Source organism: Pseudomonas sp. Ors-4-3C, assembly GCF_055755035.1.
Map to the genome: position 1 here is coordinate 4,626,957 of NZ_CM146900.1, position 14,102 is coordinate 4,641,058.

The 14,102-nt window shown below is 60.6% G+C and carries 8 protein-coding genes; 6 read left to right on the top strand and 2 right to left on the bottom strand.

Annotated features, from left to right (window positions below; translation table 11 throughout):
* The first annotated feature begins 200 nt into the window (after positions 1 to 200).
* The 3 genes from ACVHNU_RS20885 to ACVHNU_RS20895 all read left to right on the top strand — a co-directional run bounded on the left by ACVHNU_RS20885 (position 201) and on the right by ACVHNU_RS20895 (position 3,193).
* Positions 201 to 2,054, top strand: coding sequence for an Lnb N-terminal periplasmic domain-containing protein (locus ACVHNU_RS20885; RefSeq protein ID WP_103521671.1), 1,854 nt, complete (start codon positions 201 to 203; stop codon positions 2,052 to 2,054).
* Between the two features lie 217 nt (positions 2,055 to 2,271).
* Entirely contained in the window at positions 2,272 to 2,628 is a 357-nt protein-coding gene (locus ACVHNU_RS20890; protein ID WP_003228385.1) for a hypothetical protein, read from the top strand.
* Positions 2,629 to 2,698: 70 nt separating this feature from the next.
* On the top strand, positions 2,699 to 3,193 hold the full coding sequence (locus tag ACVHNU_RS20895; RefSeq protein ID WP_226501097.1) for a GreA/GreB family elongation factor: 495 nt from the start codon (positions 2,699 to 2,701) through the stop codon (positions 3,191 to 3,193).
* Here the strand turns inward: ACVHNU_RS20895 and gdhA are convergent.
* Positions 3,190 to 4,527: an NADP-specific glutamate dehydrogenase gene (gene gdhA / locus ACVHNU_RS20900; protein WP_003228389.1), complete on the bottom strand. Its 1,338-nt coding sequence runs from the start codon at positions 4,525 to 4,527 to the stop codon at positions 3,190 to 3,192. The two genes, ACVHNU_RS20895 and gdhA, sit on opposite strands and share 4 nt — an antisense overlap.
* A gap of 350 nt (positions 4,528 to 4,877) precedes the next feature.
* Positions 4,878 to 6,542 (bottom strand): energy-dependent translational throttle protein EttA, encoded by a 1,665-nt coding sequence (ettA, locus tag ACVHNU_RS20905; protein ID WP_003228391.1) that lies wholly within the window; start codon positions 6,540 to 6,542, stop codon positions 4,878 to 4,880.
* 426 nt (positions 6,543 to 6,968) lie between these two features.
* Here ettA and morA point away from each other — a divergent pair, with 426 nt between their 5' ends.
* From morA to ACVHNU_RS20920, 3 genes are all read left to right on the top strand, one after another.
* Positions 6,969 to 10,817 (top strand): cyclic di-GMP receptor MorA, encoded by a 3,849-nt coding sequence (gene morA, locus ACVHNU_RS20910; RefSeq protein WP_103485420.1) that lies wholly within the window; start codon positions 6,969 to 6,971, stop codon positions 10,815 to 10,817.
* Between the two features lie 351 nt (positions 10,818 to 11,168).
* Positions 11,169 to 12,422, top strand: a complete 1,254-nt coding sequence (gene glyA, locus ACVHNU_RS20915; RefSeq protein ID WP_003228394.1) for a serine hydroxymethyltransferase — start codon at positions 11,169 to 11,171, stop codon at positions 12,420 to 12,422.
* A 326-nt stretch (positions 12,423 to 12,748) separates the two neighbouring features.
* The gene (locus ACVHNU_RS20920) at positions 12,749 to 14,062 is read left to right on the top strand and encodes a C4-dicarboxylate transporter DctA (protein WP_401275832.1); all 1,314 of its coding nucleotides are present in this window, start codon (positions 12,749 to 12,751) and stop codon (positions 14,060 to 14,062) included.
* Positions 14,063 to 14,102: the final 40 nt, after the last annotated feature.

Here is a 14,102-nt window from a genome sequence, read left to right on the forward strand (position 1 = left end):
AGGTCAGTTGTGACATGCGCTGAACCCTGTGGCGAGGGAGCTTGCTCCCGCTGGGGCGCGAAGCGGCCCCAATCTTCAAGAAGAGGGAGCGCTGTGCACTCCGGCGGGAGCAAGCTCCCTCGCCACAGGTTTGGTGCAGTTTGAATTGTCTGTATTAACGCCCGGGGTCTTTGTTTTTCTTTCGACTTAAGTTGCCACCTATGCTCAAACGCCTTGCCTGGCTGGCGCTCTGTGTCTGCGCCCCGCTGTCCGCCGCGCCTCACGTCGACCCTCAACGTTTGCAGCAACTGGCCAACGACCGCTTCTGGATTTCCCTCGGTCACTACGAAACCGCCAAGCTCGGCGGCTGGCGCAGCTATGTCAGCGACAAGAAGTTCTTTCTCGCGCCCGATGGCAACGAACACCCCGACCATGAACTGGCCGCTACCGTGCAAGCGCTATACGCCCCGGCCAGTCTCGGCGAGCAGCACGCCCAATGCGTCTACCCGGCCCGCACTCGCTGGTTGAAAGCACAACTCAATCTGACCGACCTGCCCGCCCCCGATTGCGCCGAATTCAAGAAGTGGTTCAAGGACGTCTCGCCGCACAGCGCGGTGATGATTTTTCCAGCGGCCTACCTCAACAGCCCGTCGTCGATGTTTGGCCACACTTTGCTGCGCATCGACCAGGCCGACGTGCAGGCCGACAAGACGTCGCTGCTGAGTTACGCAATCAACTTCGGCGCCTACATCGAAGGCTCGGACAACAGCATCCTCTACGCCTGGAAAGGCTTGATGGGTGGCTACCCGGGGCTGTTCGCGCTGGTGCCGTATCAGGAAAAACTCTCCGAGTACCGCAGCCTGGAAAACCGCGACCTGTGGGAATACCGGCTGAACCTGACACAAGAAGAAACCGCACGCATGGTCGAGCACGTGTGGGAGCTGAAGCAGATCCAGTTCGACTATTTCTTCTTCGACGAAAACTGCTCCTATCGCCTGCTCGAACTGCTGCAGGTGGCGCGCCCAAGCCTGCGCCTGACCGAACAATTCCCGCTGACCGCCATCCCTACCGACACGGTCAAAGCGGTGAAAGAGGCCGGGCTGGTGGAAAGTATCGAATATCGCCCGTCACGCGAGCGTGAACTGCTCAGCCGCGCCGAGCCGTTGAACAAGGAAGAACAGCAATGGGTGCTGAAGGTCAGCGCCGATCAACAGGTGTTGCAGGACCCGACGTTCAAGGCCCTGCCCCGGGATCGCCAGGCGCTGATCATCGACGCCGCGTATCGTCTGGAACGCTATCGGGCCAACGGTCAGGAACGTGATCCGCAACGGGCGCAGCGCAGCTTCGAACTGCTGCGGGCAATCAACAAGAACCCGGCGCCGGACTTGCAGATTCCACAACCGGGCCTGCCCGAAGACGGCCATGAATCGCGCACCTGGCAGGCCGGCATCGGCACCCGGGGCGATCGTGCCTTCGGCGAATACGGCTTGCGCATGGCCTATCACGATCTCAACGACAACGCCGAAAGCTTCCCCCTCGGCGCGCAGATCGAAATCCTGCAGATGAAATTACGCCAGTACGAAGGTAATCAATGGCAGTTCCAGCAACTGGATCTCGCAACCATCCGCTCGCTGACCCCGCGCAATGAGTTGCTGCAGCCACTGTCGTGGCAAGTCACCGGCGGCCTCGAGCGCGTACCCGGCAAGCATGATGACGAAAATCTGGTCAGCCACGTCAACGGCGGCGGTGGCGGCACCTGGCAACTGGGTGAAGACACGCTCGGCTTTGCCCTCGGTACGGTGCGGATCGAACACAACAATGACTTCGCCGGGTTCGTCACGCCGGCCGCCGGTTTCAACAGCGGCGTGCTGTGGAAAAACCCGTTGGGCAATCTGAGCGTCGAGGCCAAGGGCGATTACTTCACCAACGGCGAGGTACGCCGCAGCCTGAGCCTGAACCAGCAGTGGGAACTGTCGCGCAACCTCGGTTTGCGCCTGACGGCACAGCGTGAGTTCAGCCACGTTGCCACACCGGAGACCGAAGTCATGCTTGAGGTGAAGTGGTATCACTACTGACTGAAGCCTAATCCATAACCCCTGTGGGAGCGGGCTTGCTCGCGAAGGCGTCGTGTCAGGCGATTCAAATGTCGACTGACCCAGCGCTTTCGCGAGCAAGCCCGCTCCCACAGGGTTCTCCGGTGTTTAACGAATTACTCACATGCCTTTCACCAACGTCCGACGAATCCGCTTCTAGACTTTCCCCATAAGCCGAGAAGCGGCGCGGGAGAGTGCGATGTGGCGGTGTGCGGGGCTGTTGGGTGTTGTGCTGTTGCTCGGGGGTTGCCAGACCACCCACGAAGATTTGATCGCCAAAGGTTATCCACCGGCCTTCGCCGACGGTTTTGACGATGGCTGCGTCAGTGGCCGGCAAGCCGCCGGTTCGATCAGTGGCGAGTTTCGCAAGAACGTGCCGCGCTATCTCAAGGACAAGCAATACGCCGAAGGCTGGACCGACGGCTTTCGCCAATGTCAGGCGATGCTGGAAAACAAGGACCGCGAAGAGTATCGCAACGAGCACTGGGACGAACGTGAGCGCGCCTGGCAGCAGCAGAAAGATCAGGACGCCGGGCGGGCTTATCGCTCGCAATAGGTCGTTTCCAGACATCCAGTGAAACCAAATGCCGGCGACCATGGCCCAATTCCTATAACAGGAGGACACCATGAGCCGCGCTTTCGTCAACGAAGACAACGCCGCCGCGCAAGCCGATCAGCCCGTCGAACGGCAGGTCAGTGCGCAGCCCAATTACGTCACACCGCAGGGATTGGCACAGTTGCAGGCCAAAGTCGCCGAGCTGCAAAGCCTGCACGCCGAGCAATCGGCCCAAGGCGAACAGGCCGACAAGCAGCGGCTGGCCGATCTGGAACGGGATCTGCGCTACTTCAATCAACGCCTCGCCAGCGCACAGGTCGCTGCCCCCGCGACTTCCACCGACAAGGTGCAGATTGGCAGCTGGGTGACCTACGCCGACGAACACAACACCGAAAGTCGGGTGCAATTGGTCGGCGAAGATCAGGCCGACGCCAGTCAGGGCCTGATCAACTGGGCTTCGCCGCTGGGCCGGGCATTGCTCGGTGCCCGGCTCAATGACGAAGTGCTGTGGCAGCGCCCCGCCGGCGATCAGGTGATTGAAGTGATTCGCATCGAACCGGCTTAAACCACACCCTGCGCGAGCATCGCATCCGCGACTTTGACGAAGCCGGCGATGTTCGCGCCTTTGACGTAGTTGATCCGCCCGTTCTCTTCGCCGTAATGCACGCAGGCGTGGTGGATCGACTGCATGATCGCGTGCAGCTTGCTGTCCACCTCACCCGCCGTCCACAGCAGGCGCATGGCGTTCTGCGACATCTCCAGCCCGCTGACCGCTACGCCGCCAGCGTTTGACGCCTTGCCCGGGGCGAACAGAATGCCGGCCTCGATGAAGATATCCACAGCCTCCAGCGTGGTCGGCATGTTCGCGCCCTCGGCCACACACACGCAGCCGTTGCGCAGCAGCGTACGCGCAGCCTCGGCATCGAGTTCGTTCTGCGTGGCACAGGGCAGCGCGATGTCGCACGGCAGCGACCACGGCAACTGACCGGCGCGGAACTCCAGACCGAACGCCGTAGCCAGTTCGCTGATGCGTCCGCGTTTGACGTTTTTCAGTTCCAGCAGTGCCTGCCACTGTTCTTCGCTCAGTCCCGATTCGCAGTACAGCGTGCCTTCGGAGTCGGACAGCGAAATCACCTTGCCGCCGAGGTCCATGACCTTGCGCGCCGCGTACTGGGCGACGTTGCCGGAACCGGAGATCGCCACACGCTTGCCTTCGACGGTCTGCCCGCGGCGCTTGAGCATTTCCTCGGCGAAGTACACGCAACCGAAACCGGTGGCTTCCGGGCGAATCAGGCTGCCGCCGTAGGTCATGCCTTTGCCGGTCAACACGCTGGTGAACTGGTTGCTCAAGCGTTTGTACTGGCCGAACAGGAAACCAATCTCCCGCGCCCCGACACCGATGTCACCGGCCGGTACGTCAACGTCGGCGCCGATGTGGCGGTACAGCTCACTCATGAACGCCTGGCAGAAACGCATGACTTCGGCGTCGCTCTTGCCCTTCGGATCGAAGTCCGAACCGCCCTTGCCGCCGCCCATGGGCAATGAGGTCAGGGAGTTCTTGAAGGTCTGTTCGAAGGCGAGAAACTTCAGCACGCCCAGGTTCACCGAAGGATGGAAGCGCAAGCCGCCCTTGTACGGGCCGATGGCGCTGTTCATCTGGATGCGGAAACCGCGATTGACCTGAACCTTGCCCTGATCGTCGACCCACGACACGCGGAACACCACCGCCCGCTCCGGCTCGCAGATGCGCTCCAGAATCCCAGAGGTCAGGTAACGCGGATTGGCTTCGAGAAACGGCCACAGACTGCGCAGGACTTCTTCGACAGCCTGGTGGAATTCGGGTTGATCCGGGTCGCGTTTTTTCAGTCGGGCAAGGAAGGATTCGACGGATTCGATCATGGGAAAAGTCTCGGCAAATTTATTGTCGTTGGAAGCGATTGAGCCGGACTGTAACAAACGATTTGCGCACAGCAACAGCGCAAAATGTCGCAGTTATGAAATTAAATGGTGCGCAGGATATAAATCAGGTGGTTTTTTGGGCTGGTTTTGCACCTGATTGGGGAGATCAGATTGAAGTGATGCACCAACAGTTATACCGCCTTCGCGAGCAAGCTCGCTCCCACACTTGAAATGCGCTCCCCTGTGGGAGCGAGCTTGCTCGCGAAGGGTTCGACTCGGTTGCATCTGAAAAACCCAGGCAAAAAAAAACGGAGCCCGAAGGCTCCGCTTTTTCATCCAACCAACCCGAATCAGGCCAGTTTCTTGTGGCGTACCCGATGTGGCTGGGCGGCCGCTTCGCCGAGGCGCTTTTTGCGGTCGGCTTCGTACTCGGTGTAGTTACCTTCGAAGAACACTGCTTGCGAGTCGTCTTCGTACGCCAGGATGTGCGTCGCGACGCGGTCCAGGAACCAGCGATCGTGAGAGATCACAATGGCGGCGCCCGGGAAGTCCAGCAGGGCTTCTTCCAGCGAACGCAGGGTTTCAACGTCGAGGTCGTTGGACGGTTCGTCGAGCAGCAGGACGTTGCCGCCCTCCTTCAGGGTCAGCGCCAGGTGCAGACGACCGCGCTCACCACCGGACAGATCCTTGACGAACTTCTGCTGGTCGCCGCCCTTGAAGTTGAAGCGACCGACGTAAGTGCGCGACGGAATCTCGTAGTTGCCGATGCGAATCTGATCGGAACCGTCGGAGATCTGCTGGAACACGGTCTTGCTGCCGTCGAGGTCTTCGCGGCTCTGGTCAACGCAGGCCAGTTGCACGGTTTCGCCGACTTCGATGGTGCCGGAATCCGGAGTTTCCTTGCCCATCAGCATGCGGAACAGGGTCGATTTACCGGCACCGTTACCGCCGATCACGCCGACAATGGCGCCCTTCGGCATGGAGAACGACAGGTTGTCGATCAGCACGCGATCGCCGTAGCCCTTGGTGACGTTCTTGAACTCGATGACCTTGTCGCCCAGACGCGGACCGGCCGGGATGTAGATCTCGTTGGTTTCCGAACGCTTCTGGAATTCCTGCGACTGCATTTCTTCGAAGCGTTGCAGACGAGCCTTGGATTTCGACTGGCGGGCCTTGGCGCCTTTGCGCACCCACTCCAGTTCTTCCTTCATGGCTTTTTCGTGAGCCGACTGCTGCTTGGATTCGGCCGCCAGACGATCGGACTTGGCTTCGAGCCAACCCGAATAGTTGCCTTCGTACGGAATGCCCGCGCCGCGGTCGAGTTCCAGAATCCAGCCAGCGACGTTGTCGAGGAAGTACCGGTCGTGCGTGATCGCGACCACGGTGCCCGGGAAGTCGTGCAGGAAGTGCTCCAGCCATGCCACGGAGTCAGCGTCCAAGTGGTTGGTCGGTTCGTCGAGCAGCAGCATGTCCGGGGCGGACAGCAACAGACGGCACAGGGCCACACGACGCTTCTCACCACCAGACAGGTGTTCGACCTTGGCGTCCCAGGCCGGCAGACGCAGGGCGTCGGCCGCGACTTCCAGTTGACGCTCCAGGTTGTGACCATCGCTGGCCTGCAGGATCGCTTCGAGCTTGGCCTGTTCGGCAGCCAGCTTGTCGAAGTCGGCATCCGGGTCGGCGTAAGCGGCGTAGACCTCGTCCAGACGCGCTTGCGCGTCCTTGATCACGCTGACCGCTTCCTCGACCACTTCACGCACAGTCTTGGTCGGATCAAGTTGTGGCTCTTGCGGCAGATAACCGATGTTCAGGTCCGGCATCGGACGGGCTTCGCCCTCGAACTCGGTGTCGACGCCGGCCATGATTTTCAGCAGCGTGGACTTACCCGAACCGTTGAGGCCGAGTACGCCGATCTTGGCGCCGGGGAAGAACGACAGCGAAATGTTTTTCAGGATTTCCCGCTTCGGCGGAACAACTTTGCCCAGCCGATGCATGGTGAAGACGTATTGAGCCATGGAGAACCTTGGGTCAGTGACAGATGAATGATTGGAGCGCAGGCGATGCCCGGCCAGACCGATGCGCGTCGTTCACTTGATGGTCATCAATGCGTGCGCGCTGAAAAAGTCTGAGTCTAGGAGCTGGGCCAGACGCTGTTAAAACGTAACGAGCGAAGGAAAGACAAGGCGGAAACAGGCGAGGACGCGGAGTTTACGGGTTGTAAATGAGCAGTCCGAGCCTGTTTTCAACGCAGTATTTCCGAGCGCAGTAGTTTTAACAGTGTCTGGGCTCCCGCGTAACCGGCAAAGCTACCTGAATGACGGAAGGCAGTCCAGCCGAGTGGGGCTGGCACTTCGCCACAACTCAAGGCATGCTAGCCGCCCTTCGGGCGTCCGGCTTATAGTGCACGTCGCGCCAGTCCAGCCAAACCGCAGGATTACAGCTTGTCCAACGTTACCCCGCCAGCTTCTGTGAGCGCGTCCAATCCGGGGACCGGCTCGCCCCTGCGCGGAACACTGAAGGGTGCATTGGCGACGCTGGTACTTTTGCTGCTGGCATTGCTGTTCTGGCAGTTGCTCGATCAACTGCGCGAGACCCAGAAAAACCAGCGCCAGTACACCATCGACTACACCGCAGACCTCGCCTCGCAGGTCAGCCTGAACATGTCGCTGAATGCGCAGATCGCCCTCAACCTGTTACCGATCGTCGAACAGCCGCAGTCGTCCGACGAACAGCAGGCACTGCTGCGCAAGCTCCAGCAATCGCTGCCCGACCTGCGCAGCCTGGCCCTGCTCAGCCCGTCCGGGAAAATCATCAACGACAGCGCCAGCGACAGCCACGACGCCGATTACCTCGGTGAACTGGTGCGCCGCAGCCGCGCCCAGGCGCATTACTTCAGCAACGCCGACGACGGCTCGGTAGTGCATCTGTTATTGCATCAGGCCAGCGGCAGCACGCGCGGCTACTGGGTTTTGCGCCTGACCCCGACCTTCTTCGACTCGCTGACCAAGCAGGGCGAAACCGGCATCCGCCCGTTGTGGCTGGTGGAAAACCGTCTCAACCATCAGATCATCAGCCGCGACGAAGCGCTGTCCTCAGCCAGGCCCGGCGTGCTGAGTCCGGACGACATGGCCAACACCGTGCTCACCGTGCCGCTGAGCAGCAGCGACTGGCAGTTGCGCGGGCTGTTCGACCGCCAGCGGGTGCTCGAAGAACTGCTGCCGGCGTTCATCGGCAAATGCCTGCTGGGTCTGGCGTTCTCGATGCTGCCGGTGATCGCGCTGCTGAACATGCGTCGCCGTCAGCGCCAGTTGCATGAAGGTCGCCGGCGCTATCAGGACATTTTCGAAGGCACTGGCGTGGCGTTGTGCGTGCTCGACCTGTCCGGCCTCAAGCAGGTGTTCGACAAGGCGCAGATCCAGACCAGCGACCAGCTCAAGGCCTGGCTCGACCAACCGGCCCAGCGCCAGCAACTGCTGCAAGAACTGCGCGTCACCGAGGTCAATCAGGTGGCGCTGCAACTGCTCAATGTCAATTCCTGCGAGCACGCCTGGCAGTTGCTGATCGACGGTCATCCGCACAGCCAGTGCGCCATCGGCAACCAGGTGCTCGACGCCGTTCTGCAGCAACAAAAACAGCTGGAACTGGAAATCAAATTGCCGGACATCAATGGTCGCGATCAGCACCTGTGGATGGTCCTGCGCCTGCCTGAAGAACAGCACGACTATAAAGCGGTGATCCTGAGCATCAACGACATCACCAGCCGCAAGCTGATCGAACTGTCGCTGCTGGAACGCGAAGGCTTCTGGTCGGACGTGGTGCGCACCGTGCCGGATCATCTGTATGTGCAGGACGTGATCAGCCAGCGGATGATTTTCAGCAACCACCACCTCGGCCAGACCCTCGGGTACAACCGCACCGAACTGCACCAGATGGGCGAGTATTTCTGGGAAATCCTCCTGCACCCGGAGGACGCCGACTACTACCATCGCTCGCGGCAGATGCAGCGTCACGCCGGTTACAGCCAGTTGTTGCAATGCCAACTGCGTTTCCGACATCGCGATGGCGAGTGGCGGCGCTTCGACATCCGCGAACAGGCGCTGGCCCGCGACAAGCACGATCAGGTCACGCGGATCATCGGCGTGGCCAAGGACATCACCGAGCAGATCGAGGCCAGTGAATCCCTGCGCGACAGCGAACAACGCTACCGCATGCTCGCCGAAAGCATCAGCGACGTGATCTTCTCCACCGACAGCAAGCTGTCGCTGAACTACGTCAGCCCGTCAGTGCAAGCGGTACTGGGTTACGACGCCGAGTGGATTTTCCAGAACGGCTGGCAATCGACCATCGCCAACCCGCAGCAACTGAGCGGCATCTACTCCCTGATGGATCGGGTCAGCAAAGCGCTCGACAAACCTGAACAACTGGCAGTGTTGCGCAACCAGGTGCAGACCCAGATGTTCCTGTTCGACTGCCTGCGCGCCGACGGCCGCAAGATCCCGATCGAGCTGCGTCTGGTGCTGGTGTGGGACGAACACGGCGCGTTCGAAGGCGTGCTCGGTGTCGGCCGCGACATCAGCCAGCAACGCCGCGCCGAGAAAGACCTGCGCATGGCGGCCACGGTATTCGAGCACTCGACTTCGGCGATCCTGATCACCGACCCCGCCGGTTACATCGTGCAGGCCAACGAAGCGTTCAGCCGGGTCAGCGGTTACGCGGTATCGGAAGTGCTCGATCAGTTGCCGAACATGCTCACCGTCGACGAGCAACAGGACGCGCACCTGCGCTATGTGCTCAAGCAACTGCACCAGCACAGCACCTGGGAAGGCGAAGTCTGGCTCAAGCGCCGCAACGGCGAGCATTACCCGGCGTGGGTCGGCATCACGGCGGTACTCGACGATGAAGGCGACCTCGCCAGTTACGTGTGTTTCTTCAGCGACATCAGCGAGCGCAAGGCCAGCGAGCAACGCATCCACCGCCTCGCCTACTACGACGCCCTGACCCACCTGCCGAACCGCACACTGTTCCAGGATCGCCTGCACACTGCGCTGCAATCGGCCGAACGGCAGAAGTCGTGGGTGGTGCTGATGTTCCTCGACCTCGACCGCTTCAAGCCGATCAACGACTCGCTCGGCCATGCTGCTGGCGACCGCATGTTGAAAGACATGGCCACACGGCTGCTGGCCTGCGTCGATGATGACGACACCGTGGCGCGCATGGGCGGCGACGAGTTTACCTTGCTCCTGCAACACCGCTCCAGCCGGGAAATGGCGCTGAACCGGGCGATTCATGTGGCCGAGCAGATCCTCGCCAGCCTGGTGCGTCCGTTTGTGCTGGAAGGCCGCGAGTTCTTCGTCACCGCCAGTATCGGCATCGCCCTGAGCCCGCAGGACGGTAACGAACTCAGCCAGCTGATGAAGAACGCCGACACCGCGATGTACCACGCCAAGGAGCGCGGCAAGAACAACTTCCAGTTCTATCAGGCCGACATGAACGCCAGTGCGCTGGAACGTCTGGAGCTGGAAAGCGACCTGCGCCATGCGCTGGAGCAGAACGAATTCGTCCTGTATTACCAGCCGCAGTTCAGCGGCGACGGCAAACGCCTGACCGGCGCCGAAGCGCTGCTGCGCTGGCGTCATCCGCGTCGTGGACTGGTGCCACCGGGGGATTTCATTCCGGTGCTGGAAGAGCTGGGTCTGGTGGTCGACGTTGGCGACTGGGTGATCAGCGAAGCCTGCCGTCAGCTCAAGACCTGGCACCAGAATCGGGTGCGCGTGCCGAAGGTCTCGGTGAACATCTCGGCGCGGCAGTTCTCCGACGGCCAGCTCGGCACGCGCATCGCCACCATCCTGCGCGAAACCGGACTGCCGCCGGCGTGCCTGGAGCTGGAGCTGACCGAAAGTATCCTGATGCGCGAAGTCAGCGAGGCGATGCAGATCCTCGCCGGGCTGAAAAACCTTGGCCTGAGCATCGCGGTCGATGACTTCGGCACCGGTTATTCATCGCTGAACTACCTCAAGCAATTCCCGATCGACGTGCTGAAGATCGACCGTACCTTCGTCGACGGCCTGCCGTCCGGCGAGCAGGACGCGCAAATCGCTCGAGCAATCATCGCCATGGCCCACAGCCTCAATCTGGCGGTGATCGCCGAAGGCGTGGAAACCCATGAGCAACTGGACTTCCTGCGCGAGCACGGCTGCGATGAAGTGCAGGGCTACCTGTTCGGACGACCGATGCCGGCGAGCCGCTTCGAGGCGCAGTTCAGTAACGACGCCCTCTTCATGTTCGACTGAATTTTTGCGGTGCCGCTCATGACGCCTTCGCGAGCAAGCCCGCTCCCACAGTGAACCGCATTTTTCCTGAAGGAACCGGCTCAAAGGTGGGAGCGGGCTTGCTCGCGAAAGGGCCGGTACAGACGCATGAAAAATCTGCGGTGCAGTCATCCCCAGCAGGCTGGCTCGCCCAAGGACTTGCCGTAGATCAGTATTCTTCGGTTGAAACGCGGCCATTGTGGAGGCCTTCAAAAGCACCGCACATCTGTCATGAACGCCACTTGTCTGCGACATGATGTCGTTTCATATGCCATCCAAAACCCATTGGGTTAGAATGCCCCCCTTTTCTGCCCCCGATCCTTGAGGACCGCCATGTTCAGCCGTGATTTGACTATTGCCAAGTACGACGCCGATCTCTTTGCCGCCATGGAGCAAGAAGCTCAGCGCCAGGAAGAGCACATTGAGCTGATCGCTTCGGAAAACTACACCAGCCCTGCGGTGATGGAAGCTCAAGGCTCGGTACTGACCAACAAGTACGCCGAAGGCTACCCGGGCAAGCGCTACTACGGTGGTTGCGAGTACGTCGACGTTGTTGAACAACTGGCCATCGACCGCGCCAAAGAGCTGTTCGGCGCCGATTACGCCAACGTTCAGCCGCACGCCGGTTCGCAAGCCAACGCCGCTGTCTACCTGGCCCTGCTGCAAGGTGGCGACACCATTCTGGGCATGAGCCTGGCCCACGGTGGTCACCTGACTCACGGTGCCAGCGTTTCCTCCTCCGGCAAGCTGTACAACGCCGTGCAGTACGGCATCGACGCCAACGGCCTGATCGACTACGACGAAGTCGAGCGTCTGGCGGTTGAGCACAAGCCGAAAATGATCGTGGCCGGTTTCTCTGCCTACTCGCAGATTCTGGACTTCCCGCGCTTCCGCGCCATCGCTGACAAAGTCGGTGCCTACCTGTTCGTCGACATGGCGCACGTGGCCGGTCTGGTCGCCGCTGGCGTCTACCCGAACCCGGTGCCATTCGCTGACGTGGTCACCACCACCACGCACAAGACCCTGCGCGGTCCTCGTGGCGGTCTGATCCTGGCGCGCGCCAACGCCGAGATCGAGAAGAAGCTGAACTCCGCAGTATTCCCGGGCGCCCAGGGTGGCCCGCTGGAGCACGTGATCGCCGCTAAAGCGATCTGCTTCAAGGAAGCGCTGCAGCCTGAGTTCAAGGCTTACCAAGAACAAGTGGTGAAGAACGCCCAGGCCATGGCCGAAGTGTTCATCGAGCGCGGTTTCGACGTAGTTTCCGGTGGCACCAAGAACCACCTGTTCCTGCTGTCGCTGATCAAGCAGGACATCTCCGGTAAAGACGCCGACGCCGCGCTGGGCAAAGCGTTCATCACCGTGAACAAGAACTCCGTGCCTAACGACCCACGCTCGCCGTTCGTCACTTCCGGCCTGCGCTTCGGTACTCCGGCTGTGACCACTCGCGGCTTCAAAGAAGCCGAGTGCAAAGAGCTGGCCGGCTGGATCTGCGACATCCTGGCTGACCTGAACAACGAAGCGGTGATCGACGCCGTTCGTGAGAAAGTCAAAGCCATCTGCAAGAAACTGCCGGTGTACGGCGCGTAATAGCGACGTTAAATCCGCAGCATGAAAAACCGGCCAGCGATGGCCGGTTTTTTTTCGCCTGTCGGAAAGATCAAAAGATCGCAGCCTTCGGCAGCTCCTACATTTGGAATGCGCTCACCTGTAGGAGCTGCCGAAGGCTGCGATCTTTTGATCTCTGGCCACTGGTCAGACCGGTCATGCCAATTTAGCGATTTTCACTTGTCATCCCGAAAAAACCGAGCGTAGACTGCGCCTGCACTGGACATACCGGTAAGACCACAATAATTAAGTCCTGAATCTGATGTGCCCCGCACACGGCAGCCAGGACACCGACCAGGATTCCTCCCATGCTCAGATGGTGCTCGCGTTCAATCTTCCTCCAAGTGGTTCTCGGACTGGTGCTCGGCATCGTCTGCGGGCTGACCCTTCCCGAATATTCCGCTCAGCTCAAACCGCTGGGCGACGGCTTCATCAAACTGATCAAGATGCTCATCGGCCTGATCGTGTTCTGCGTGGTGGTCAGCGGCATCAGTGGCGCGGGCGATCTGAAGAAGGTCGGGCGCATCGGCCTCAAGTCGGTGATCTACTTTGAAGTGTTGACTACCATCGCCCTGGTGATCGGTCTGGTGTTCGCTTTCAGCACCGGAATCGGCAGCGGCGCGAATATCCATCTGGAGCAGTTGTCCGCCGCCGACATGGGCGATATCGCCGAACGCGGCCAGCACATGCACACCACCACGCAGTTCCTGATGGACCTGATCCCGACCTCGGTGATCGGTGCCTTCGCCGACAACAACATTCTCCAGGTGCTGCTGTTCTCGGTGCTGTTCGGCAGTGCGTTGAATCTGGTGGGCGAAGCGGCTTCCGGGATCTCGCGGCTGATCAACGAACTGAGCCATGTGATCTTCCGGATCATGGGCATGATCGTGCGTCTGGCACCGATCGGCGTTTTCGGCGCCATCGCCTTCACCACCAGCAAATACGGCCTCGATTCACTGCAACACCTGGGCAGTCTGGTGGGCTTGTTCTACCTGACCTGCATGGCATTCGTCAGCGTGATTCTAGGGCTGGTGATGCGTGCGTCAGGCCTGCGCCTGTGGCCACTGCTCAAGTACCTGCGTGAAGAATTGCTGATCGTCATGGGCACCGCTTCTTCCGACGCCGTGCTGCCACAGATCATGCGCAAACTGGAACACCTGGGCATCGGCAGCTCGACCGTCGGGCTGGTGATTCCCACCGGTTACTCGTTCAACCTCGACGGCTTTTCGATCTACCTGACGCTGGCCATCGTATTCATCGCCAATGCCACCGGTACGCCACTGGCAATGACCGACCTGCTGACGATTCTGCTGGTGTCGCTGATCACTTCGAAAGGCGCCCACGGCATTCCCGGCTCGGCGCTGGTGATTCTCGCGGCGACGCTGACGGCGATCCCGGCGATTCCGGTGGTCGGGCTGGTGCTGGTGCTGGCGGTGGACTGGTTCATGGGCATTGGCCGGGCGCTGACCAACCTGATCGGCAACTGCGTCGCCACCGTGGCCATCGCCCGCTGGGAAAAGGACATCGATGTGCAACGCGCAAACAAAGTACTCAGCGGTCAGCAGGGCTACACCTTTCAACCGCGTAAAACCGGAACTCCGGCGCACCAGCAAGAGTTCTGATTTTCAACCCCGCAGGAGCTGCCGCAGGCTGCGATCTTTT